General features: G+C 53.2%; 17 protein-coding genes. 2 read left to right on the forward strand and 15 right to left on the reverse strand.

Annotation, left to right across the window (positions count from 1 at the left end; all coding sequences use genetic code 11):
* Positions 1–20: 20 nt before the first annotated feature.
* The 10 genes from NSQ73_RS21825 to NSQ73_RS21870 all read right to left on the reverse strand — a co-directional run bounded on the left by NSQ73_RS21825 (position 21) and on the right by NSQ73_RS21870 (position 13,995).
* Entirely contained in the window at positions 21–2,009 is a 1,989-nt protein-coding gene (locus tag NSQ73_RS21825; protein WP_340988144.1) for a Na+/H+ antiporter, read from the reverse strand.
* Positions 2,010–2,523: 514 nt separating this feature from the next.
* Positions 2,524–3,846, reverse strand: coding sequence for an ABC transporter substrate-binding protein (locus tag NSQ73_RS21830; protein ID WP_340988146.1), 1,323 nt, complete (start codon positions 3,844–3,846; stop codon positions 2,524–2,526).
* Positions 3,846–5,645: a sensor histidine kinase gene (locus NSQ73_RS21835; protein WP_340988147.1), complete on the reverse strand. Its 1,800-nt coding sequence runs from the start codon at positions 5,643–5,645 to the stop codon at positions 3,846–3,848. Before NSQ73_RS21835 ends, NSQ73_RS21830 begins: the two co-directional genes overlap by 1 nt.
* A 178-nt stretch (positions 5,646–5,823) precedes the next feature.
* On the reverse strand, positions 5,824–6,495 hold the full coding sequence (locus NSQ73_RS21840) for a hypothetical protein (RefSeq protein ID WP_340988148.1): 672 nt from the start codon (positions 6,493–6,495) through the stop codon (positions 5,824–5,826).
* 12 nt (positions 6,496–6,507) lie between these two features.
* On the reverse strand, positions 6,508–8,652 hold the full coding sequence (locus NSQ73_RS21845; RefSeq protein WP_340988149.1) for a hydantoinase/oxoprolinase family protein: 2,145 nt from the start codon (positions 8,650–8,652) through the stop codon (positions 6,508–6,510).
* Positions 8,653–8,722: 70 nt separating this feature from the next.
* Positions 8,723–10,006 carry a citrate transporter gene (locus tag NSQ73_RS21850; protein WP_256703768.1) on the reverse strand — a complete coding sequence of 428 codons (1,284 nt, stop codon included), beginning with the start codon at positions 10,004–10,006 and terminating at the stop codon, positions 8,723–8,725.
* Between the two features lie 114 nt (positions 10,007–10,120).
* Complete coding sequence (locus tag NSQ73_RS21855; protein WP_340988150.1) at positions 10,121–10,552, reverse strand: hypothetical protein; 432 nt, start codon at positions 10,550–10,552, stop codon at positions 10,121–10,123.
* A gap of 312 nt (positions 10,553–10,864) precedes the next feature.
* On the reverse strand, positions 10,865–12,217 hold the full coding sequence (locus NSQ73_RS21860) for an FAD-dependent oxidoreductase (protein ID WP_340988151.1): 1,353 nt from the start codon (positions 12,215–12,217) through the stop codon (positions 10,865–10,867).
* A gap of 36 nt (positions 12,218–12,253) precedes the next feature.
* Entirely contained in the window at positions 12,254–12,994 is a 741-nt protein-coding gene (locus NSQ73_RS21865) for a response regulator transcription factor (protein ID WP_042135364.1), read from the reverse strand.
* 272 nt (positions 12,995–13,266) lie between these two features.
* Positions 13,267–13,995: an HAD family hydrolase gene (locus NSQ73_RS21870; RefSeq protein WP_340988152.1), complete on the reverse strand. Its 729-nt coding sequence runs from the start codon at positions 13,993–13,995 to the stop codon at positions 13,267–13,269.
* Positions 13,996–14,189: 194 nt separating this feature from the next.
* Between NSQ73_RS21870 and NSQ73_RS21875 the strand changes: the two genes are divergently transcribed.
* The gene (locus NSQ73_RS21875; protein ID WP_340988154.1) at positions 14,190–15,341 is read left to right on the forward strand and encodes a YhgE/Pip domain-containing protein; all 1,152 of its coding nucleotides are present in this window, start codon (positions 14,190–14,192) and stop codon (positions 15,339–15,341) included.
* 106 nt (positions 15,342–15,447) lie between these two features.
* A complete protein-coding gene (locus tag NSQ73_RS21880; RefSeq protein WP_340988156.1) occupies positions 15,448–15,960 on the forward strand; it encodes a PadR family transcriptional regulator in 513 nt (170 codons plus the stop codon).
* A 182-nt stretch (positions 15,961–16,142) separates the two neighbouring features.
* On the opposite strand, the gene NSQ73_RS21885 is transcribed toward NSQ73_RS21880, so the two are convergent.
* The 5 genes from NSQ73_RS21885 to NSQ73_RS21905 all read right to left on the reverse strand — a co-directional run bounded on the left by NSQ73_RS21885 (position 16,143) and on the right by NSQ73_RS21905 (position 24,661).
* Positions 16,143–16,400 carry an AbrB/MazE/SpoVT family DNA-binding domain-containing protein gene (locus NSQ73_RS21885; protein WP_025708535.1) on the reverse strand — a complete coding sequence of 86 codons (258 nt, stop codon included), beginning with the start codon at positions 16,398–16,400 and terminating at the stop codon, positions 16,143–16,145.
* 846 nt (positions 16,401–17,246) lie between these two features.
* Positions 17,247–19,349: an alpha-galactosidase gene (locus NSQ73_RS21890; RefSeq protein WP_340988157.1), complete on the reverse strand. Its 2,103-nt coding sequence runs from the start codon at positions 19,347–19,349 to the stop codon at positions 17,247–17,249.
* A gap of 349 nt (positions 19,350–19,698) precedes the next feature.
* The gene (locus NSQ73_RS21895; protein WP_039310299.1) at positions 19,699–21,024 is read right to left on the reverse strand and encodes an ABC transporter substrate-binding protein; all 1,326 of its coding nucleotides are present in this window, start codon (positions 21,022–21,024) and stop codon (positions 19,699–19,701) included.
* 123 nt (positions 21,025–21,147) lie between these two features.
* Positions 21,148–22,803 carry a response regulator gene (locus tag NSQ73_RS21900; protein WP_340988158.1) on the reverse strand — a complete coding sequence of 552 codons (1,656 nt, stop codon included), beginning with the start codon at positions 22,801–22,803 and terminating at the stop codon, positions 21,148–21,150.
* Positions 22,796–24,661, reverse strand: a complete 1,866-nt coding sequence (locus NSQ73_RS21905) for a sensor histidine kinase (protein ID WP_340988159.1) — start codon at positions 24,659–24,661, stop codon at positions 22,796–22,798. Before NSQ73_RS21905 ends, NSQ73_RS21900 begins: the two co-directional genes overlap by 8 nt.
* Positions 24,662–24,788 lie beyond the last annotated feature (127 nt).

The following is a 24,788-nucleotide window of genomic DNA, read 5'->3' on the forward strand; positions in this document are numbered from 1 at the left end:
TTAATACAGAAGAGGACTCCTCAGCCCATTTCTTCCCTCAATTCATGTTCCATAAACAGGATATCACGTTTCATTTCCTTCATGCTAGCTCTGGAAATCCGTCCGGTCTCGAACATCAGCTGAATGTTGTCACGCTCCAGCTGAATCCCAGCTCTGGACAGCTCCTGCAGAGCCTCTTCAAACTCCCGTTTGGTGGAGGAGAGTGACTCGGTACGGGTCAGTCTCATCTGCCCCCGCTCATAGCGCATGATCAGGGCGCTGACCGCTTCGGGTTCGGTCTCCCCCTTACTTTGCAGCTCTCTCAGCTTCTTCAAGACATAGGCAAAATTGGCGGACTGCAGCCGGTTCCATTCCTCACGCCGTTCCTGGCCGCTTAGACGCACCTGCTGGATCACCCCTACAATCTCTTCCCAGCTTTTGATTGGAACCAGGTCATTCCTGTACTCCGGATCACGGGTGTGCATGAATAGCTGCTTGTTCATCCGGGTCAGATAACGGTAGGCCGTGTACGGGTTCACCTCCCGCTGCTTCATCGCAGTCAGGGTGTACTCTCTTTGCCACTTGAGCGTAGTAACACCCAGCTCCCGCTCCATTTCCTCAGCAGCTTCATTTTTCTTCAGCATGCGGATTCTTGAGGTGTAGGTGCTGATCAAGTGGCTCAGAGCCATTCGCGAATGATCCGTAGCCTGATCGTTTAGACCGGAAACTACGTTGCGCAGAATTTCGATTTTGGCCTCAACCTCTTCGGCATTATGCTCTGCTTCATTTTCTTTGCCGAGCAGCAGCGGCAGCAGATAGTTGGAGGCCAGCAGGGTCCAGAGAATCACACCCGCCGCAAGGAAAATAATCAGATCCCTGGCCGGAAACCGGGTACCGTCATCCAGGAAAAACGGCAGTGACATCGTACTCGCGAGTGTGATTGTTCCCCGGACTCCTGACAGCGTGAGAATGAGGGCTTTCTTGAACTCCAGCTTCCAGTGTCCCCGCGGCTCCTCCCCTTCGGGAATATCCATGATCAGCATCCAGATCAGACGCAGGCCAAGAACGGCCGCTGTTAATAATAACGTGTACAGGATTACCTGGAAATTCCCGATATCCGGATTGTTCCAGACAGTCTGTATGATCTCCGGCAGCTGTGTACCCAGCAGCAGGAAGACCAGGCCGTTCAAGACAAAAATAATGACGGACCAGGTGCTTTTGGACACGATGCTCAGCTTAGCCACCTCGGGATTCATCTGCTTATATCCGAAGGAATGGGCAATACCTGCGCTGACAACGGCCAGGATTCCATTAACCCCCAGCTCCTCTGCCGCCATAAAAATCGCAAATGGAGTCAGAATCTCAATCAGCATATGTAACGTAACGTTCTCCATCCCGAGTCTGCGCAGCCATCGGACTATCCCGTATTTAATCAGCGTGAGCAGCAGCCCCAGCACGACACCGCCGAGTGAAATGGTAATGAAGCTAAGGCTGGCTGTTCTGAGGGAGAATGCCCCGGTGACCATAGCGGCCACGGCAAACTGAAAGGATACCAGACCCGAAGCATCGTTGATCAAGGACTCCCCTTCGAGAATCTGCATCGTCTGATGCGGGATTTTGACCTTCTGCTCCAACGCGCCTACAGCGATGGCATCCGTAGGGGCAAGTGCCGCCGCCAGAGCAAACGCCGCAGCTAACGGTAGAATAGGCAGCAGCCAATGCAGGAAGTAACCCAGGACGCCTACCGTCAGAAAGACCAGCCCCAGCGCGAGCAGCAATATGGGCTTCTTCAGCTTCCATAACGCCACTTTATCCGCAAGCCTGCCGTCATTAAACAATAAGGGGGCAATGAAGAGCAGCAGAAACAGCTCCGGATTCAACGTCAGTTCAAAATGCAAAGGCAGCCAGGTCAAAGCCATCCCCAGCACAATTTGAATGATGGGCACGGAAACCGAGGGGATAAACCGGTTCACCAGATTGGACAACGAGACCGCTGCCAGCATCAGCAAAATATATTCAAATAATTCCAAGCGATCAAACCTCCAAGTCTGCACTCACTAGCGCTGCTATTAAAATAAAATTTGTATGTAAACTCAGTATAAACGATCTTTAGGCAAATATCCGCCCCTGCACTATCCGGGCATGCAAGTCAGGCAGCTCAGTTCACAAGCCGGATTGTTGTAAATTTGGCGGTCTGGGGTTGTGATTACGCATTACGTACGCTGTTCCTCAGCAGTCCCTCCGGCAGTAAAGCGGGCTGCCAAAAGCTCAGCTCATGGTATGCGGGCAGCTACATATTGTTGTATGTAATGCAGCTTTGCACCTGGATAACCGGGTGCCCGGGTGGATTGTTGTATGAAATACAGGATTATTTCTTATATCGGCTTGGCGGAGGAGGAAATCCTGCCTTTTATACAACAATTTTGAATTATAGCCGATTTAACGGGAGAATTGTTGCATTTCGTGCAGGATTTTAAAAAAACCGCCCTCCCCCGCATAAAAGCGGTGCCGAAGGCGGTCTTTAACGTGTACGAATTTCTCCGCTTATTTCATAAGCGGATTAACTTCAAGCTCCATTTGTCCGAGCAGCCCGTCCACGGTAGAGCTTTGCGTGTAGAGCCCGTCCAGCAGCCTCTGGATCTTCGTATCAATCTGCTGCCAGTTCTTATGGCCCGGCGCGATCCGGGCATCCGCGATCTGGTCGAGCACGGCCAGCTGGATGCTCTCCGGCGAAGGCTTGGAAGCCGCTCTCAGGAAGACATCCGATTCAAGCACGGATTTCCGCGAGGGTACGAAGTATTGCGCGGTAACGCTCATGGCTTCTGCGCTGGTGATGAACTTCAGGAATTCCGCAGCCTCCGCCGGATGCCTGGTCTCGAATACAGAGACCCCCGCATAACCGAGTGAAGTTCCTGTACCCTTCACATCTGCCGGCATTGGAGCGATATCCCATTCAAAATCAGTAACCGCGCGGGCCTTCGAGGTATAGCTGTAACGGTCCGTATACATCCCGATCCGGCCGCTGTCGAAGGTTAGCTCATCGCCCGGAAGCGGATGCACCTTGTCCTTGAACATCATATCACTGTAGAGCTGCAGCGCCTCTCTCCCTGCCGGAGAATTCAGCGCAAAAGCCGTTGCACTGCTGTCAAACAGCTCGGCGCCATGCGACCAGAACAGCGGCAGCAGCGCATCCGACCAGTTGTTCCAGTCGCGGACCAGCTTCACGCCGTAAATGCCTTGCTGCGAATCAGTGAGGCTGCGCGCTGCCTTGAGAAATTCCTCGTAGTTCCATTTCCCTTCCTTATACAGCTCCGTTGGCGTCTTCAGACCCTTCTCAAGGAACAGGTCCTTGTTGTAGTAGATCAGCACCGGAGGCGTGGAGAAGGGGATTCCGTACAACCTGTCCTCCCGCTTGAATATATCAAGCGTAGACGGATAAATATCCGCGTAGTTATATCCGGGATCTTCTTTGACCTCTGCTGCAATGTCCACCAGCTGGCCGGATTCCAGCAGCTGGGGAATCATCCGCTCCGCCAGCCAGCCGGCATCAGGCGCGGTACGGGAGGCCAGCATGATCGACAGCTTCTGCTGATAATCAGCAAAAGGGATCGTCATGATCTCTACCTCAATCCCGGGATGGAGCTGTTCATATTCATCCACCAGGCCCTCAACCATTGCCTTCTGCGCATCGTTGCCCCAGATGCTGAACTTCAGCTTCACAGGCTCCTGCACAGCAGCCGCCTCACTTCCTCCTGCTTCTTCACCTTCCACGGCTTTCCCGTCAAACGCCCCGCTTCCTGCCCCTGAAGAGCAGCCCGCAACTATTAATACCGCTATCATAAGGCTTAGCAGCCTTGTCCACATCATTAATCCTCCTTCTGCCTGTCCCCGGCGGGTCCGGCATTGTTCATCGCTTCCCAGTTCATCGGCAGCCGCAGTGAGACCGTTACCCCGCGCTCTGCCGTATGATCAAGAGTTAATCCGTAAGGCTCTCCATAGAGCAGCCGGAGCCGCTGATGGACATTGCGCAGCGCAAAACCCTTTTGAATCCGGCCGAAGCCGCCCTGCTCCGTCTCTGTAGCGGGCCGGGATTTATTCTGATACAGCTGTTCTTCAAGCTCCCGCATCCGTTCACCGGTTATGCCAAGACCATCATCCTTGACGGACAGCACCAAGTCTTCCTCTTCCACCGAAGCCGTCAGGGCAAGCTGCAGCTTGTCCTGGCCCATGGCATGCTCAATAACATTCTCAATCAGCGGCTGCAGAATCAGCTTCGGCACCACGCAGTAATCGAAGGAAGAATCAATATGGATCACAGCCTGCAGCTTGTCTCCAAGACGCATACCCTGGATTCGCAGATACGCTTCTACGAATCTTACCTCATCCAGCACATACACCATCTGCTCCTGATGGCCGACCGTGTAGCGCAGCAGCTTCCCGAGACTGGTCACCACCCCCGAGAGTTCCCGGGTATTGCCCTGAAGGGCCAGCATGTTCACCATTTCCAGGGTATTGTACAGAAAATGCGGATGAATCTGGCTCTGCAGCGCAAGCAGCTCGGCTTCCCGCTCCTTCAGCCGGGTCTCATAGACCTCTTTGACCAGACGGTCGATCTCGCCGATCATCGTATTGAAGCCTTCGGTCAGCTGCCCGATTTCATCGCTTGTAGTGACCGTCGCCCGCTCCAGGAACAGCCCCCGCTTCACCTGCCTCATCTTCGACTGCAGATGGGCGATCGGCTTAATCAGGCGGTTCGACAGCAGAATCGCCGCTGCATAAGCCGCCATTAGGGCAACGATGGACACAATCAAGGTAGAATTCGTTAACTCGCGCGCGTCTTCCCGGAGCTGCGTACGCGGAATCAGTGAGGTCACCTTAAGTCCCGTATAAGAAGAATGGGCAGAGGCTGTAATATAGGATTCACTTGAATCGGGAAGCCCGTCTGGCCCTGAGTACAGCATAACCTGATCCTTGCCGGTAATCTGCAGCAGACCGCTCCCGCTCGAACGCACCGTGGATACAATCGAACCGAACCCCCGCGCCGTCAGATCCACTTTGACGATCCCCAGCATGTCATTCGTATAGGGCTCACGGATAACCCGGGCCACCGAGATAATCCCCTGCTTCGCCTCTGTATAGTAGGCCGCAGCATGCGGCGGAAGGATGGCAAGACCACCGTCTTCCTGCTCAACCGCCTCCATCCAGTCTGCCATGCTGCGGTCCCACCGCTTCCTGACGCTCTGGTCCAGATTACTGAAGATTCCTCCGTCATTAGTGAACACCAGAATGCTCTCAATCTCACCCCGGTCAAAAGCCAGCGAAGAAATAAACAGATTCATCTTCAGCGTCTCATCCGTAGTTAAATAAGTGTTCGCAGAGCCGCTGCCGCTGTGCTTGCGGAGAATCTGCATCATATCCTCATCGTACAGCGGCGTAAGTGTAAGCCGGTCCAGTTCCTTAATGTAATGCTCCAGGTTGATATTAATCTGGCTCACAACCTGATTGGATAGCTCCACAGTGCTGCGCTCCACACCGGCAGTATATTTCTTATAGCTGATGGTGCCGATCACGAGAAACGGAACCGTAATCAGCAGGCAGAACAATACGATAAACTTGGTGCGCAGCGGTACATATATAGATTGGTTTGAACCTTTTCTGAATGGCATGCGGACAGCCTCCCCAAACTCTGGTTACCCACTCCAACATAGCATAATTCGAGTCCGAAGTCAGAGACGTTCTCCCTGGCTGGCGCAATAGCTTCCTCTACAAAAATACAGCAGACAGCACACCCCTTAAGGTTGCTGTCTGCTTACGTGCACAAGGCTGCTGTCTGAAGAAGTCCGCTCAGCTATTCTCAAGCTCTCCGGACCAAACCTCCGTCTGCCTCCAGAATTCAGCAGCAGTCAGCGTGCCGCTGTGAATCATATAAGCGTAATCCAGCAGATTCGGCAGGCAGGGCAGATCCAGAAGATAACGGCTGAACGCATGCGCGGCGATCTCCGAGGTCTTGGTCACGCTGGCCCGGATGCGCAGCGGACCCAGGGAGAGGCTGCTGATGTCGTCAAGCCGCTTGTTGGTGTATCCCAGCTCCGTGAACTCCAGATCGTGGAACAGCTCATGCGCGAGATGGATGTCTGTGATTTCCTTCAGCGTGAAGGAACGGCCGGGAAGCAGTACACCGGCACACTGCCGCAGTTCTTCCATGGACGATTTATACAGCGTAATGGCGCGCTCCTTGGCCGACAGCTCAATCTGGGCGCGGAAGCGGATCTGCCCGATGGTGCCCTGCCGTTCATTGAGATTGACGCTGATTCCGCGGTCCCGGCAGATGGCCCCGACATCCGTGCCGTAGCGGGCTTTGAATGAAGTGGCCTGCTCCCTGCCGATCGCCAGCGGGCGCTCTACATAATAACGCCGTTTGCTGTGCGGTATTCGGTGAAACAACAAATCACTTTTGAGCTCGGCATATCCCAGCACCTCATCGCTTGGCAGTGTACGCGCAGCTGTCTTCATCACCCTGTGCACCTCCTACTGATAGACGACAGCGAGTATTTCGCTGTTGTCCTCGAGCAGCTGGGTTTCCACTTCGAGAATGGAGAACAGCTGCTCCTTGGTCTGCATCCCGGTCAGATCGAGCATTTTTTCCTTATAGAAGATAAAGGTCTTCGGGATCGTCGCATTAGCATCCGAATAGATTGTATTCTCCTCCAGGAACGAGGCAAACCGGTCGGCCATATTCTTCTTCAAAAAAGCCAGATGATACGCATTCGTCTTCTTAAATCGCACCACGCCCTCGCGGTCCAGCACGCCGACATGGCTGAGCTTCTTCTTCACCAGCCCGAACATGGACTTCTTGATCTCGCTGGACTCGAACAGGAACCATCTGCCGGAGGCCGCCTTCAGCTCCGTCTGGCCGGCCGGCTGGCCCAGCGCTTCCGCCGCCGTCAGCATCAGCTCATTCACGGGCACCTCGCGGCTGGCCAGATCCTTCGAGCGCAGCTCGGTCGAGCCGGTGGCGATCGCCCGCAGAATATTGCGCTGCGAATCGATCTCGATCGTCACGTCAACCGTAGCTTCATTCGCTCCGGACTGGACGATTTTCTCCATAATCTCTGCACGGATCAGCTTGATATCCCGCTCTGTCGCACCGACCACAGTCTTCTCGATCTGCTCGCGGACCATTGCCATCCCAACGCCGATCGTGGAGATATACGGCGCATTATTGGCGATCTGGTGCTTGAAGCCTTCGCTCGCCGCCATTGCCGGAACGAGCACTGCTCCGCTGCCGCCGCCGCCCACCAGCGTAACAAACCCGGCGTCCAGCTCATAATCGCTGATCATCTGATTAACCACAGCCATCACCTTGCGGATGGCAATATCCATTGCTGCCCTTGCTGCGTCTTCCGCAGACATGCCGAGCCGGGCACCCAGCGCCTGCCAGGCTATTCTTGTGCTCTCCATATTCCCGCGGGCATAGTCCGTCTCCGGCACATGATTCAACAGATTCGCCGCTCCTGCCAGGGTCAGCGCATATTCATGTCCTCCTGCCCCGCGTACGGTGACGTAATCCGGATCTCCCGGGCGCGGACTGACGAGACCGATGACAGGCTGCTCCAGATTCTCCTTACGGGTGAAGCATTCGTATTCCAGACCGGCGATATGCGCACTGCGCGGGCCGACATCCGTGATCTTGCCTCCGCCGATCTGAATCATGCTGCCCCCGGCAACGGCGAGCGTTCGTACATCCAGCGAACGCAGATAAGTCTTATGTCCGCCTACCTGGGCATTCTCAATCATCACCTTGCCGTTCTTGATCACGGAGATATCTACGCTGGTTCCGCCGACTTCGAAGAAAATACCGTCCGATATCTTCTCATACATCAGGGCGCCGGCCACACCGGCCGCCAGCCCTGACAGCATGGTCAGAATCGGACGCTTGCGCACCTCGTCGATGCTCATGACACCGCCGTCGCAGCGCATGATCATCAGCTGGGAGGTAATCCCCGCTTCTTTGACGGCCTGCTCAGTCATGTTGGCGGTCTCCATCATCTTCGGAATCAGGCTCGCATTGACGACCGCTGTGCGGGTCCGCGTCTTCAGCCCATAGAGCTGGGAGATTTCATGTCCGCCGGTGGCGTACACTCCCCGGCTGCGCGCCGCTTCCATCACTCTCAGCTCGTTGGCCGGATCATCGACACTGTAAGCTTCCGAGGCTACAATAACCTCTGCACCCTGGGCGAGCAGCTGATCAATCGCCGCATTGATGGTTTCCGGCGTCAGTTCCTTCGAATCAATGAACTTGTGATAGGTGGTAAGATATTTACCGGCAGCCAGCTCGATATTCGCCACATTAGTTTCGGAGCGGGCACTGCGGGCATCGAGGCCCGTGCCCATCCCCACGATGCCGACACGGGCAACGTCTCCTTCGAGCAGAGCGTTAGTGGCCTGCGTCGTCCCGTGGGCGATGAACTTGATGTCACCGGGAAGAATGCCGTTCTCGCTCATGATCCGCTGAATGATCTGCACAATCCCGCTGGCGACTCCGCGTTCATCGTGATGTGTTGTGGGCATTTTGACCTTGGACAGCACCTCAAAGGTCTCATTGTCTATCGCAACGGCATCCGTGAAGGTTCCTCCGACATCGATGCCGATCCTGATTTGTTTATTGTTCATAGCAGGTTCTCCTCTCCATGAAGCTTATGTCTCTAATCTGCAATCCGTATTCGCCTAACCAGAACTTAATCTAGAAAACGGTCAGACCCGCGATAATCATCGAGATCATCACAGCCGCGAACATCCATGGCAGTGTCTTGCGCAGCGTTTCAATAATATCCGTCTTGGTGTAGTCGGCGATCCAGACATTGTGCGAGTTGGTTGGATCGCTGACAGCCTGCAGATTGCTCACGATACGCAGAGCCAGCATCGCTGCAACTGGTGCCATGCCTCCGGCAACAATCAGTGCCGCGATTCCGCTGCCGAGCCCCCATACGTTAAGCGGTCCACGGTAAATGGCAAGCGGGGACAGCAGGGTGAAGACAAGAATATACATCAGCGGACTGGTTGGAATAATGCCTTCTATCAGCGGCTGAATCAGCAACGCCACCGGAGGTGCAGTTACCGCGCTGAGCAGCATCCCGATCCCGATCATCAGCCCGAGCGCACCGGCCACATCCTGAATCCCTTCCACCAGCGCACTCGACAGCACATGGATCGGACGCTTAGGTGTGGCGAGCAGCAATGTGACAACCGCCCCCATGAAGACTGCAGAGACAATATCAACCTTCAGGAAAAATACCAGCAGCACCGGAACAAGCGGGCTGATGAGTGCGATGGCTCTTACGTTCTTGGTATCCTGAGCCTGGAATTCCGGCTTGAGCGGCATGGCCCAGGCACGGCGGACCTTGCCGTCTTTGCGGGTATAGTAGACGATCATTATCAAGGCAATGACAATCAGCGGAATAGCGCAGATCAGTGAATACGAAGCAATCGTGTTCGTCGGCACCTTTAGCACATCGGTATAAATGGCCCAGGTGGAGACGTTGAAGACCACGCCGACCGCATTGGCCAGCAAGACAACAAGGCCGCTGACGAACGGCTTAAGACCGGCGGTGAGCATAATGGGAATAGCAATCGTTCCGACGAGAATGACCATGCCCAGACCGTTGGCAGCCGAGAAGATTACAGACGCGGCGAGGAAAAAGATAAGGGCAATCGCCAGCGGCTTGTCACCGGCCAGCTCCGCAGCCTTGCGGATAATGGTCTTCGTGATGCCGACCTTGCTGAGAATCTGGCCGAACCAGGCGCCGAAGATCAGTCCGGCGATGGCCGTGGACAGCTTCATGGCCCCGCCTGCGAGCACACCCTTGGTGATGGTGAAGGTATCCGGGTTATCGGACAGCAGCGGGATTCCCGCGATCGCCGCCAGCAGTATCGCCATCATCGGCAGGGCGAGCAGCGTGGTCAGCTTGCGGGTCATCATCAGGCCCACAAACACAATAAATACAAGTAAAATGCCGATAATCTGCACAGTTTCCAAACCAATTCCTCCTAAATTTTTGTGAAATATACGTTGTTATAAGAATCATTGTGCTTAATTACCATCGGAAACCAAGCAAGCTTGGAATCAAATGAACGGTATAGATTAACCTTGAAAATGACAATCTTCCGTATCACCTCCGCGCTTCCCGGTCTTTGAGAGCAACCAGCGTGGGGTGTAAGAAGCTAGTAACAGAGCTATAGCTGCAATAGCAATAGTTATAGCAGCAACAACAACAACAACAGCAATAGCAACAACAACAGCAACAGTAATAGCAATAGCAATAGCAATAGCAATAACAGCAATAACAGCAATAGCAGCAACAACAGCAACAGCAGCAACAGCAACAGCAACAGCAACAGCAACAACAGCAACAGCAGCAATAGCAACAACAACAGCAACAGCAACAGCAACAACAACAGCAACAACAACAACAACAACAGCAACAACAACAGCAACAGCAACAACACAGCAACAGCAACAACAACAGCAACAACAACAGCAACAGCAACAACAACAGCAACAACAACAAAGCATTTAATTGTATTTCATACAACTAAAAGTCGGCGAAAAGCCGGTTTTACCGGAATAATTGTATTCTGTACAACTAAAAATAACGGTAAGTCCCCTTTTGCGGAATATGGGGGATTTTAACTGTATCAAATGCAATTAAAGCCTTCGCAGCGCCATAAACGCTCGCTTTAGTTGCACAAAATACAGTTAGAGCTTAGGCCGGGTCCCGTCACAGCCACCAGCCTGCGGCTCTAGCAAGGAGCACGGCATGCTAATCCGAAAGATTAACAGTTCAAGGTGTACATGACATTATTTTTGCTCACCATGCTCCGTCCGTTACACCTCCAGATAAGCGCCATGCGCCACGAGTGTCTGCTGCAGTTTCTTATAGTCCACCTGCTGCACGGGGACTCCTTCTTTCACAGCCAATGCCGCCGCAGTACCGCCCGCCTGACCAATTGCCCCCACCGTAGGTGTAGTTCGCACAGCCGCCTGGGCTTCAAAAGTAGCTGAGAGACATCTGCCGACCACAATCAGGTTGTCGATTTCCTTCGTGATCAGGCAGCGGTAAGGGATGCCGTACATCGCCCCCCATTCCAGATGATCCGTTGCGGTTCCCTCGCCGTCCGGGCTGTGAATATCAATCGGATAGCCGGAGTGGGCGATCACATCCGCAAAGGGCTTCACCGACAGAATATCCTGCGCGGTCAGCGTGTACAAACCCTTGATCTGGCGGGAGCCGCGGACACCGATGGACGGACCTGTGGAGACTACCACGGACTCTTCAAAGCCGGGAATATACTTTTTCAAAAAGAGTTCCAGCTCCCGGCACTGCCTGCGCCCTTCAATTTCCGCTTCGCTGAGGCTCCACGGATCTGTGCTGTCCTTGCCCAGAATACGTGTGGTGTTCATAATAATCTCGCCGGGATTGCTCGTCTCGAAGAACAGCACATCCTCTCTCGGAATACTGATCTCACCGCGCGACTTGGCTTCCCGGAACTGCTTGTCGAAGCCGGCGACAGATAATCTGGCCGCAGAGTCCATCACGGTGATATCAAGGTTCATGCGCGGGAAGTCCTCGCGGTGCTCCCGGATGTACGCCTTGATCTTCTCCGTGTCCACCCCCCTCATCTTCATCTTCAGGGTCATCGGCTGCGACTGCTCATCGGATTCACGGCCTTTGGTGAACGGCACTCCGGACCAGGCAGCCAAGTCCCCGTCTCCGGTAGCATCGATGAACACATCCGCCGTAATCCGGCTGAGCCCTGCCTTGTTGCACAAGGTAAGCGACTCAATGCGTCTGCCCGATACTTCAGCCCCTGCCAGCATCGTATGATACAGCACCTCGCCTCCGCTCTCCTGCAGCATCAGATCCAGCTCGTATTTCATCGCTTCGGCATCGAACGGTGTCACCGAATAGGTGTAGTTCGTCGCGTCCGGGATATGCCCCGGTGATTTGCCGAGCGCCTGAAGCCGCTGGATCAGCTCATCAGTGATCCCCTGGATAGCCTGCTTATGCCCGGCATGAAAAGTCATCATCGGCCCGACACCCGCAGCGGTTAGAGTTCCGCCGAGGAAACCTCCTGCCTCTATGATCAGTGTTGCGGCGCCTGCTCTTGCTGCCGCGATGGCCGCGATCGAGCCGGAAACCCCGCCGCCTGCTACAACAACTTCATATTTCCGCATCATTGCTCCTCCTTTTCCCCTTTTAAGTTAACGGTTACATTACAGCTGTTCCCTGTACTGCGTGGGAGTGCTGCCGGTATAGTCCTTGAATACCGCCATGAAATGCTTGGAGCTTAGATAGCCTGATAATTTGGCTACCTCATAGATTTTGAGATTCGTTTCCTTCAGCAGCTGCTTGGCCCGGTTCATCCGGCACTGCGAGACATAATCCGTAAAGTTCTGCCCTGTTTCTGATTTGAACAGTACCGACAGGTACTGGTGATTCAGATGCACCTGCTCCGCCATATATTGCAGTGAAATTTCCTGATCCAGCCGCTGCGCAACCAGCTCTTTCACTTTACGGATCAATTGCCTGCCCTTCAGGTCTGCTCCGCCCTCTTCCGGCAGGTCCGCAAGGCCGCTCCGGGTTCCGTGCTTGCGCCTGAAATCCCCCAGTGCCTGGGCCAGCTCCGTGCGGTCAACCGGCTTCAGCAGATAATCGCTGATGCCGTATTTAATCGCCTGCTTCGCATACTCAAAGTCGGCATACCCGCTTAGAATTAGAATGTACAGGTCAGGGTACTGGTCACGGACCCGCCGGATCATCTCCAGACCGTTCATTTCATTCATCCGTATATCCGTAATCAGAACATCGGGCTTCACACTCTTGAGCGCCTCCAGCGCAAGTCTTCCGTTCTCTGCTTCACCCACCACCTGAAAGCCGCCGATAACCTCCTCAATCAAATGTTTGAGGCCCGAACGGATCAGGGCTTCGTCTTCAACCAGAAACAGCTTGTGCAAGCCTATCCCTCCTAATCCACATTGTCCGGGCCTCTGCGCCCGCCTTCGCCGGGCTCCTGAGGTTCACTTCTGGTGAAACGCTTACACTATCAGTATAAATTTTGCATACCTCCAAAGAAACGGTCCACATTCGAGAAAAGGTATGAAATTTCGAGATTTATCCGTACCCGTCCCCGCTGATGCCAAAACGGATGTCCTTAACGCCGGTGATCCGGCAGTAAAGACATCCGTGTGTACTTGCTTTTGTACAAACTATTCCGGGATCTGCTTCCTTACAGGTCTTGCGCTGTGCTGTTGTCATACAGCCCGATTAATTCATCGAAGGAAGAAATAATAACGTCAGAGCCCTTCAGCTCATCCTGCCGTCCGAATCCGGCGTAGCCGCAGCCAATTACCGTCTGCCCGTTGCCCTTGCCCGCCTCCACGTCAGAGGAACGGTCGCCCACCATCCAGGCACTGCTGATATTGTGGTTGTCCAGCAGGAGTCCAAGCAGCTCCGTCTTGGTTGCCGTTCCTTGTCCGCCTGCACTGTATAAGCCCTCGAACAGCTCCTTCAGCTCATGTACCACTACGATGCTGTAAATATAATCCTCCAGCCCGTTGCTGGCGACGAACAATTTCACTCCGCGCGCATGAAGCGCACGCAGCGTTTCCACTACCTTGGGATACAGAAGGGTCCCTCCGGCTTCCAGTCCTTCAATCTCCAGCTGCAGCAGCAGCTCATCCGCCCGGCGGTGCACCGCCGCGTCCGCTTCCGGCATTACATTCTTCCAAATTTGCGCCAGCAGCATGCCAAGGCTGCCCAGAATGCGCTCCTCCGGCGGAGTCGGCCCGGAATACAGCCCTTCTTCGCGCAGGATATCAAACATTTTATGATAGGCCGGCAATAGCAGGCTTTCCGTCTGGAACAGCGTACCATCCATATCAAATACTATGGCTTCCGGTTTGTTCAATTTCGGCAGCTGTCTGTGCCCTGCCTGTGTCTGTTCTTCATAACTCATAAGGTGACCCATCCCTTCCAAATTGTTCTGCCTCTGACTCTCTAGTTCATCTGGAGCTTCCATAACACGCTTTAATGATATAGGAAAGCAGCACGTATTGTCTACGAACCTAAGAATAAGTATTGATTTCATTATTTTATGATGATATATTACATATCGCCATATAACGTATTGATATAAGGAGTGTTTACACAATGAAATTAATTATTCAGTTTCTCAAACAACCCGTAACCATCGTGGGGATTATTACTGCGCTGCTGTTTCAGGTCTTTTTCAGCCTCATCTGGATCACCGGCTACGATCATGTCACCGACCGGGTAGATCAGCTGCCGATCGCCATTGTTAACGGAGACGGCAGTGCAGCCCAGTCCATCGCTGACAATATATCGGCGTCTCTTAACTTCGAGCAGGTGAAGGGCCTCTCTCTGGCAGAGGCGCAGGAACAGCTCGGACACCGTACCCTCCGGATGATTATTGAGCTTCCCCAAGGCTTTACTTCTTCACTAAGCGATCTGTCGGGCGGGGCCAAGATCCGTTATTATCTGAACGAATCCAATCCGCAAATGGTCACTAATGTCATGCAGGGCGTAGCAGCCAAAGTCACTGCTGCCCTGGATGCAAAGAGCAGTGCTGCGGGACTTGGCGCCGTGCTCACTGCTATGAAGCTGCCGGAGGCAGAAGCCGCAATGATTCGAAGCAGCGCAGCAAGCCGGATCAGCTCCGATATCCAGATTGTGAATCCGGCTACCAACTTCGCTGAAACCATGGTTCCGCTAATGGTCGTTACGGCTTCCTTCACCGGCGGCATGCTGCTGGCCATGAACCTGAGCAAGGCCTCCGCCAGTCTGGCCGCTGCTGCCGGCAAATGGCAGCGGCTTAGCGCCCGGTATGTGCTGATGGCCGGCACTGCACTTGCCGGCTCACTCATCAGCACTTCACTGCTGAACACTCTCGGTATCCACTCCTCGCAAGGCTTCCTCGGCATGTGGATGTTTGAATTTGTCGTTATCCTCTCCTGCATGACGGTCGCCAATCTCAGTCTTGTGCTGCTCGGCGACGCCGGAGCGTGGCTGAACATTGCGCTGCTGTCCATGCAGATGCTGAGCTCCGGGGCAACGATTCCCCGGGACGTACTGTCACCCTTTTACCAGTCGGCCGGCCAATTCTTCCCTGCTTATTATGCTGTGGACGGCATGCTGGATCTCGTCATAGGCGGTGAGGGTATAATGCACGACGTGACGGCGCTGCTCTATATTGCCGCTGTTGCAACAGCAGGCAGTGTGCTGCTTACCCTGCTCCGCCGGGAGAAAGGTGCAATCCGGGCGGAAGCGGCAGCCAATGCCTGAGTACCTGCGAACCATCTATGGTCCAGACACCTTTCGCCAGTTCAAATTGAGTCCGGCAGCACAGATGTGATATGGTAGGAAGAAGAGAGAGGAGCGGCAGACGTTCATGAACATTCAAGATGTAATACTCGGGATTCTGAGTGAGAAGCCCCATTCGGGCTATGATATTAAGCGGCATTTCGAGGAGTATTTCTCCTTCTTCTTCGATGCCAGCTTCGGCACGATCTACCCCACCTTAAGCAAGATGGAGAAGCTGGGTCTGATCTCCAGGGAAGCGGTACGCCAGGAAGGCAAACCGGATAAGAACATGTTTACAATCACCCCCGATGGTGAACAGCACTTCCAGAAGTATTTACGTCAGCCTGCGGAGAAGGAGGTGCTCCGTTCCGACTTCCTGATGCATCTGTATTTCGGGGACATGGCGGACGAAGAGACGATGCACACCCTGCTCCGCGAAGCCCTCCGGGCCAAACAGGAGATGTACGATGATCTGGAGCATAAGCTGCAGGAGCTGGACAAAATCGGCAAGCTGACCTCCTCCCAGAAGCTCTGTATGGAGCTGGGGCTGGTGCAATACGATGCTTTTATCCGAAGAGTACAGAGTGCACTGGAGAGCTGAACTATCAGCATAGCCGCGCATAGATCCGCAAACAACACAAGACGGCAGTCCTCCCTAAACCTAAGCCCGGGAACTGTCGTCTTTATTTATGCTATTTAAAAGGGACCGGAGTGCAAACACTGTTAAAGTGCCTGCGCTGCGGTCCCTGCTGTCATTATTTATGGTGCGGTTCAGAACAAAGCTTATACGTGGTCGAAGCTTGCAATCAGTTCGTCGAGAACGTCTTTGCTGACCATTTTGCCTTTGAAGTTGATCAGGTTCTCGGCACTTCCGGAGAAGATACAAGTAGGTTCATATTTTCTGAGAATGATCTTTTCGCCGTCCACAAAAATTTCGAGCGGGTCTTTTATGTCAATTCCCATCGTTCTGCGTAGTTCAATCGGAATCACGATACGTCCCAGTTCATCTACTTTTCTTACAATACCTGTTGCTTTCATCATTATGCATCCTCCCTTGAAATAACGCTTGATTCATCATTCAGTGTTAAAAGCTATCAAAGCTTCTAAATAGTAGAAATGATTATGCTATATCTGCATTGTAAAGTGCTATTTCTTTCCTGTCAATTTTATTTCTACATCTTTTGATATATATCGACAAATTATTCGACAAAGTTTAGAGCATATTCGACAAAATAATAGCCTGAATCATATTTTATCCAATTTCCTCTCGGATTGACAGTTTTTTATTTAAATTTTAGAAAAAACCTTGATTTCAGTAGTTTGGAGCTCCAGGTTAGCCTAACCGCTGTGACTCCGTTCCTATGTCTGTTCATGTTCATGAACATGTTCATACTCGTTCCCGTTCCCGCTCCCGTTCTCGTTTCCCATCTGCCCTTCTGCCTTTCTGCTCTTCTGTTCTTCTGCCTCAACTTTTACTGTTGTCCATGATCCGCTTCGAGAACAGTTGGATAAAAGGCACTTAATACTGGCTCAAGTCCCTCTGCCGGAACAAGAGTTGGAAAAATGACACTTAAATCATGCCTAACCTGCTCGGTTTGTAATAAGGGCGGTAATTAAATGATCTTTTTCCACTTAACAGGTCCAAAACTTAGTAAACGGGCAAAATAAGATACCTTTTTCCACTTCCTATATTTACCGGACCGTTACAACGTCTGCTTCGTCTATACACAAAATCGCGGGAAGTGAATCGAACAACGGGTTCGGCGGAATCAGACGGATGACTCAGACAGTTGACTCAGACGGATGATTTCCCTATTAATAAAAATACCCCCTCAAATAGCTGGAGTACTATCCTCCAGCCCTTGAGGGGGCGGTTCTTATTGAGGGTTAAACCAAAGGCCGAAGCTCGAAGAGCCTCGCGGTCTTGCCCGGCGGAAGTGAGACGCTCAGGCTGCCTTCCGCCGGGTTCCAGCTCCATTCGGAGCCATGCACCTGCGGATAGGCGCAGCGGGCCTCTGCGGCCTGTCCCTTCAGCTCAGGGACGGGCAGCGTAATTCCCGCTGCATCTCCGGCAATCCGCCATACGGCAATATAGCGGATGTCGCCATGGCGCAGGCCGAAGCTGACCCACTCTCCGCTGCTGTCCGGCAGACCGAGCGGCCAGAAGGCGAACGCCTGCGGGATATGGGCGCGGATGGATTTGTAATAATCCAGCGCCTCCTTCACCAGGGCTCTGCGCTGCGGCGCAAGCTCGGCCAGATGGCCGCTCTGGTGGACGCGGAGCAGCAGCGCATTGACCATGTTGAAGATGACCTCTTCATCATCGCCTTCGCGCAGCGGGTACGACCAGACGGCCGATTGCTCCGGCGTCAGCGCCGCCGGGGAGCCTGCGGCAATGGCCGCATACTGCACATAATCCTCCTGGTCGCTGGTCGACTGGATGCTGTGGCGGCTGAGCATGGCATAGTCCATCCGCATGCCGCCGCTGGAGCAGTTCTCGATCACCAGTTGCGGGTAACGGACGAAGATACTGTCCAGCCAGGCCAGATAGGCCCGGTTATGCTGCAGGAGGCCATCCCCGAAGCTATCGGCATCTGTCTCTGTGCCGATCCCTGCGTTAATGTTGTAGTCCATCTTGATATATCCGACACCGTATTCTTCCACCAGCCGGGCAATGACGCTATTGGCATGCTCTATGACCTTCGGGCTGCGGTAATCCAGCTGATACCGGCTGCGGTCCTTCACCCGTTTGCCGTGGCGCATGAAGAACCAGCTGTCATCGGTCTCGGCAAGCTTTGGACTGTTTATGCCCATAACCTCCAGCTCCAGCCAGAGTCCGGGAATCATTCCTTTGCTGCGGATATAGTCCAGCACATATTTGATGCCTTCCGGGAACCGCTCGGTCGACGGCTCCCACTGGCCCACGCCGTCCCACCATTCACCCGGGGCATACCAGCCGGCGTCGATACAGAAGTATTCACAGCCGACATCGGCGGCGGCATCAATCAGCGGCAGCAGCTTCTCCGTTGTCGGACTTCCCCACAGACAGTTCATGTAGTCATTAAAAATAATCCGCAGCAGCTCATTGTCCTCATTCGGTCTGCGGATGATCCGCCGGTATGCGGTCAGCTGCTCTGCCGCGCCCTGGAAGCCGCCCTGCACAGCGCCTGCGGCAACCGGCACGGAGGTGAACTCTTCGCCAGGGGCCAGCTTCAGCCACCAGTGATTGTCATGCTCCGCAGGCCCGCTGACCAGCAGCGTGAGCTGGTCGTACTGGTCCGTCAGCTCCCAGTGCCAGGAGCCGTTGTGCTCAATCTGCCAGAACAGGCTTGTCCCGCTCTCCTTGTTCTGCAGCACTGCCATCGGCAGCAGCTCAGCCGCTGACCAGGAGCCGGTATTGCTGGCGGCAATCCGCTTCGAGCCGCGGTCGGCCAGATGGGACATGCCCAGCTCCTGCAGGCTGTAGCTCTTCCACTGCAGCTCACTCTGCCAGCCGCTGTGAGCAAGGCTTACTTCGATTTTATCGCCCCGGTCTTTGCTGCCCTCTTTATCCACTCCAGTAAGCGCAAACGAAGAAATATATTCTACGGCAACTTCCGCAGCCCCTTCATTGCGCAGCACTGTCCAGGAGCGCACAATCTGTACGCCTGTATAGAACTGATAATGCTGTACCGCCTTCACTCCTGTCAGCGGATCAACGAGTGTAATCTCCAGCTTGCGTCCCAGCGGATTCATCGTATCGCTGTGCCCGCCATACACCATACGCAGCCCCGGATACGACGCGCGGTGCGTCCGCCCGTGATACTCCGCCCGGTCTTCCCCGGACAGCTGAAGCTCCAGCAGCCGGAAGCCCACCTTGCCCTTCTCTTCGATCCTTCCCGCTTCAAGCGGCGCCGCCCCGAAATGCAGCAGCCGCACATCCTGTTCTTCCGTTATTTCAATTGTAAGATAAAGTCCGTTCTCGGCAATATCGATCTGCTTGCTGCTCATGTGTAATTTGGCCTCCTGACAAGTGATGGTTTCCTGCTCTCTCCTGATTATAGGGTCTTTCTTTATATTCGTAACTGCTGATTTCTTGCGCTGCTCGCATAAGTGGCGCAGTAACGGAGGTGAAGTTTGGGTTGGAGGAGCGATAGCGTCCGCCTTTATGTTTGGATTTCTACTGCGGCCAGCAGTTTAAATCAGGAAATCCAAACATAACAGCGGCCGGAAGCCCGAACATTCACCGCAGTTACGTCCAGCCACTGGCCGCCCGCCACCGCCACAAATCCGCGTTACATATAAAGAAGGCCCCCTCAGTAATAATTCTACTTCGGAGGCCCTCCCGGTACTAAAGCTTTTATTGAGCGGACCCGAATTGAATCCAGGCCTTTTGAATTTCATCAATCGCTTGATCCTTAGTCTTGCTGCCGCCGATATAAGCCTGCATCAATTCACCGAATTTCTGGTGGAACGTATCCAGTGAGTAGTTCACCGACAGGTCGCCGGATTTCTCGGTTTTGAGGATTTCTTCCATTTCCTTAGGCATTTGCAGGTCAGGCATCGGTGCATCCTTGATTGGAGGAATAACCTTAGCTACTGTGGAGAACCAGCTCTTACCGTATTCGGAAGTGTACAGCCAGTTGAAGAATTCAATTGTTTCAGCTGCTACAGCAGAATCCTTGTTGATGCGCAGCGCCTGGTCGGCACCGGTGATGATCTGGGACTGCTCAGCTTTGTCGCTGACAGGGTAGCCGGCGATGCCGAGATCAAAGTCAGGGGTGATTTTCTTAATCGCTTCTTCATCCCATGCGCCTTTACCGGTCATGAATGCTGTTTTGCCAAGGGCAAAGTCACTGACTTCAGCATTGCTGTCGCGTTCCAGCGGCTTGTCCGTTCCGTGTTTTACCGTCGTATCAATGAAGGTGAAGAAGTTGTCCTTCAGCACCGGATGATCTGCGAAGGTCGTTTTGCCGGCGATGAAATCAGCTACGAGTGTCTTAGCGTCAGTACCTGCATCAGTTGCTGCAGCGTCAACGAAGTGTTGGAAGATATGCTTCCATACCCACCACTCTTTGTAGGCGTTGGCGAATGGCGTGATGCCCTTAGCTTCGAGCTTAGTGATGGCGTCATCCATTTCAGCGGTAGTCTTAGGAACTTCAGTGATGCCGGCATCTGCCAGCAGCTTCTTGTTGTACATCAGCACGAACAGGTTGCCTTTGACCGGAAGTCCCAGTACTTTGCCGTCTGTGGAGCTCATGTTGGAGCGGACAGCATCTGTCATCGCTGCTGCCAGCGGTTCATTGGTGAGGTCGGCACTGTATTCAGCGAAAGTATCGATATCGCCGCCAGCGGTAGTCTGGAACACGTCAGGCGTGCTGCCTGCGGCAATTTTGGATTTTAACACCGTATTGTAGTCAGCCTGCATAATTTCCAGATTGATCGTTACATTTGGCTTAACCTTCTTGTATTCAGCGATGTAAGCGTTGAAAGCGTCTGTGTACTCGGGAGATGCGGTAAACATATTAATCGTGACGGGCTTGGAAGAATCTGTAGCTGTATTCTCTGCTCCATTTGTTCCAGCCGTGTTGTTAGCGGCATTATTAGTGTTATTCCCGCCGCAACCGGCCAGCAGTCCGCCGACGAGCAGCAGACTCGCAGATAGTGCCATAAATCGTTTTAACATGATGTTGCCCCCTTTTCCTTATGCATCTTGTGGTCTTGCTCATCATTCTAAATAAAAAGAAAAAGGATAAGAATGTACATAAGTGAACTTATGAGGGTAAAAAAGTGTGTTCATGTAACCGTTTCACTTTTCTACCCCAGGCAGCTGCAGCCGGAATTCAGAAGGTGAACAATCATAGTAATTGCGGAACGCCTTGCTGAAATAGTTCTTATCCTTGTACCCCAGCATTTCGGAAATATCCTGAATTTTGAGGCCGGGATCGGACAGCAGTGCTTTGGCTTTGTCCATTCTCACCTTTTGCACATACTCATGAATGCCGTATCCGTACTGCCCCTTGAACAGCTTCATCAAGTATTCTCTGCTCAGGAAATATTTATCCGTGAACATCGATATCTTAATATCCTCAAAATAATGGTTATCAATGTATGCTTTAATATTTTCCAGCACGCTGCTGCGGTCTCCGGATAATGTCCGGCTGATCTCTCCGGCATAAACGTCGAATATCTGGTTAAGTACACGCTCGAACTGTTCAAAGGAGGCAAAATCGCTGCGGATGCCCAGGGCATTCAGCCCCTTATCCTTGCTGCTGCGGATCTGCGGCGGCACTGCATCCAGCTGTGCAGCAATCTCATTGAGGAGAATAATGAATTCCTGCAGTGTTCTGTCCGCTTCACCCAGCGTGAAATGCTCCGCACTCTTCCACTTGGAGACAAACTCGCTGAAAATGTTGCGCGCATGGTTCACGTTCCCGCTCTCCAGGCTGCTGCGGATCTGCGGCATCCGCCCGGTCAGTGAGGGATTGTCCCTGGACGCCGGCTTCTCCATCATGCTGCCGCCGCTCTGCAGGATCATGCTGTCCTTCATGCTTAGCAGGTCAATCCGGTCCAGTGCCTCTTTGGCCTGCTCATAAGAACCGGCAATACTCAGGAGATCGCTGTAGGGATCACCTATTCCACCGGCACAAACGATGCCGAACAGCTCCTTCAGCGTAGCTGCGGCCTTCTTCATATGATGCAGAGACAGAAAGGCGGCGTCCGCCCCGTATCCGCCTTTCATCGTAAAGATAGCGATAAACTCCCGCTCCCCCTTGGGGCTGGCAAAGCTGAACGACTCAAACTGTCCGTCACTGTTCTCATTCATTACATTAGTTACGGCAAAATGCAGCAAATCCCGGTCCTCATGGAATCTTTCTTTACGCACCTGCTCCAGATTAAGCATCCGCAGAATACCTACAGCGAAATGGCTGGCCGCCCCGTCCGCACCGATCAGCGGCAGGAAGGCTTCATTGGACTGGGTTTTGAAGCTGCGGTCTATAATGGACAAATACATCTTCTCCTTCAGCTTCGGCAAAGACATATTCAGTGTAATATTGCGGTTGATGAACTCGCTCTCCCGCTTCCGCTTCGCTTCGAGTATGTCCACCGCCTTGCGCAGTGCATGGTTAAGATCGGTCCGGTTGACCGGCTTCAAAAGATAATCCACCACCTTGGAGCGGATCGCCTGGCGTGTATATTCAAAATCATTGTAGCCGCTGATCACAATCAGCAGCAGATCCGGGAACTCCTCCTCGGCGATCTGCAGCAGCTGGGCGCCGCTCAGCTCCGGCATTTTCATATCCACCAGCACCAGATCGAATTTCTCCCGGCGCAGCATCTCCAGCCCCGCCTGGCCATTGGTCGCCTCCAGAACCTGTCCGACACCCAGCCCTTTCCAGTCCCCCAGAATATTGATCGCTTCGCGCAAAGGCTCCTCATCATCAATAATCAGCACTTTATACATGTTGTCCTACTCCTCCCCGCGGCAGCCGCATATCCATTTGTGTCCCGTGTTCACTGCTGTGAATGGCCAATCCCGCCTCTTCTCCATATAAGAGCTTGAGCCGGGTGTTAAGGTTCTTCAGGCCAATGCTCTCGTTGCCGTCCTCTTCCTCCGCATCCGAATCGCGGTCCTCCCACTGGATCTGCAGAGAGCTCATTACTTGCTCCAGCCGCTCCTCATTGATTCCCGGCCCGTCATCCCGTACAGAAATTACGCTGTGAGTAGCGGTAACATGCGCCTCAATACGGATGGTAACCGTAGTGGATACCTTTTCCAGCGCATGCTTGATGCAGTTCTCCACCAGCGTCTGAATCGACAGCTTGGGAATCCTCAGCTCCATCAGGCTTTCATCCCAGTCATACACGACCTGCATCCGGCTGCCGAACCGCGCTTTCTGCAGCGCCAGATAACGCTCAATATGCCGCAGCTCTTCCCGGGCCTGCACAACATCCCGCCCGCTGATGCAGTATCTCAGCGTCATGGCCAGATTGTCGACCATCTCGACGATATCATCATTGTTGTTCTTGAGCGCCTTGGTAGAGATGGCCTGCAGCGCATTGTACAGGAAATGGGGATTAATCTCGGCCTCCAGCGCTTTGAGAACCGCGTTTTTTTCCACGATTTTCATTTTATAGCGTTCATTAATCAGTTCATTGGTCTTCTCCACCATCTTATTGAAGTGGCGTGACAGATAGGCGATCTCATCCTTGCCCTCCACCGTTGCCTCGGCATCGAAGCTCCCCGTACTGAAGCGCTTCATCTGCAGCGACAGATTCTTCAGCGGGTGCGTAATTCTATTCGAAGTGACGCTGACCAGCACCACGGACAATACCAGGAACAGCAGGCCGATGAATACATTCAGCTTACGGGTCGTTGTCGCCGCGGCATAGATTTCTGTATACGGAATCGGCTTGACGAGCTTCCAGCCTTCTTTTTGACTGATGTCGTAGATCACCAGGTACTTCTGTTCTTCATCCGACCACGTCACACGCCCGTTCTTTTCCGGTGTCAATTGGTCCAGCAGCCCCGCCTCTCTGCTCCCCTGATAGAATTCCTTATCGTCCACTGTAAAAGGCTCATTATCCGGGCTGATATACATCAGATGCTCTCCGGTGCTGAACGGAATATCTTTCATAATCTCATCGGTCACCGACGAGTTAAGGTATAGGGACAGTACGGCCTGCGGCTCCCTAGACACAATGGAACGCAGCAGCCGGTGATAGCCCATGAAGACCTTGTCCTTGTTAACGGGATAATCCACACTGCTCTCCGCAGCCGGGGCTTCTTCCACAAAAGACTGATAGGAGCGGTTGAACGGACTCGCCAGTGCCCGCTTATACCAGGACAGATTGTCGATCGGCGGATGTTCGGTCACCCGGACGGTAATATTATAGTTCTCCTTGGTGACATAATAATACTTGTGCTCCTTGATCACATACAGGTATACCGCCTCCAGGTCATTGCGGGAGAAATACAGATTCTTCAGATAATCCTCCACATACATCTTGGAGCCGTAGTCCTCTGATTCATGCAGGATGGCATAGGCGAACTCATCATATGAGATCTGCGGCAGGGACAATTGTTCAATTCCGCTCAGGTAACTCTCCAGATTGCGTCCGACCAGCAGCAGATTGTTGCTTGTGCTCGCAATGCTGTTGTTCACCGATTCCTTGCGCAGCATTCCATAGGAAATGTACGTCAGCGAGCTTACCACCAGAATGATAATTATAGTGAACAAAAGAATCAGTTTGTTGGCCAGCCTGCGGGAAATGCGCTCCAGTAAAGGCTCAAACAGCTTGTACAGCGTTCGTTTAATCATGTTCTCCGTCTCCCCGCTGGTGTATCAGGCCTCAGTCCCAGACTCATTTTTGTCATACGGACTCAGTTCACCTTTTTACCCCTAACTGTACTCTTAAATCCATTTTTGAGTATAGGGGTCTGATCTA

Origin of the sequence: Paenibacillus sp. FSL R10-2736 (genome assembly GCF_038000245.1) — a bacterium.
GTDB classification, from domain to species: Bacteria; Bacillota; Bacilli; order Paenibacillales; family Paenibacillaceae; genus Paenibacillus_AQ; species Paenibacillus_AQ phytohabitans.

Bases quoted from the DNA above. Each gene is read 5' to 3' on its own strand.
- NSQ73_RS21830 (WP_340988146.1), bottom strand. From the start codon at position 3,846: ATGATGTGGACAAGGCTGCTAAGCCTTATGATAGCGGTATTAATAGTT.
- NSQ73_RS21835 (WP_340988147.1), bottom strand. From the start codon at position 5,645: ATGCCATTCAGAAAAGGTTCAAACCAATCTATATATGTACCGCTGCGC.
- NSQ73_RS21845 (WP_340988149.1), bottom strand. From the start codon at position 8,652: ATGAACAATAAACAAATCAGGATCGGCATCGATGTCGGAGGAACCTTC.
- NSQ73_RS21855 (WP_340988150.1), bottom strand. From the start codon at position 10,552: ATGCTTTGTTGTTGTTGCTGTTGTTGTTGCTGTTGCTGTTGTTGTTGC.
- NSQ73_RS21860 (WP_340988151.1), bottom strand. From the start codon at position 12,217: ATGATGCGGAAATATGAAGTTGTTGTAGCAGGCGGCGGGGTTTCCGGC.
- NSQ73_RS21870 (WP_340988152.1), bottom strand. From the start codon at position 13,995: ATGAGTTATGAAGAACAGACACAGGCAGGGCACAGACAGCTGCCGAAA.
- NSQ73_RS21875 (WP_340988154.1), top strand. From the start codon at position 14,190: ATGAAATTAATTATTCAGTTTCTCAAACAACCCGTAACCATCGTGGGG.
- NSQ73_RS21880 (WP_340988156.1), top strand. From the start codon at position 15,448: ATGAACATTCAAGATGTAATACTCGGGATTCTGAGTGAGAAGCCCCAT.
- NSQ73_RS21885 (WP_025708535.1), bottom strand. From the start codon at position 16,400: ATGATGAAAGCAACAGGTATTGTAAGAAAAGTAGATGAACTGGGACGT.
- NSQ73_RS21890 (WP_340988157.1), bottom strand. From the start codon at position 19,349: ATGAGCAGCAAGCAGATCGATATTGCCGAGAACGGACTTTATCTTACA.
- NSQ73_RS21895 (WP_039310299.1), bottom strand. From the start codon at position 21,024: ATGTTAAAACGATTTATGGCACTATCTGCGAGTCTGCTGCTCGTCGGC.
- NSQ73_RS21900 (WP_340988158.1), bottom strand. From the start codon at position 22,803: ATGTATAAAGTGCTGATTATTGATGATGAGGAGCCTTTGCGCGAAGCG.
- NSQ73_RS21905 (WP_340988159.1), bottom strand. From the start codon at position 24,661: ATGATTAAACGAACGCTGTACAAGCTGTTTGAGCCTTTACTGGAGCGC.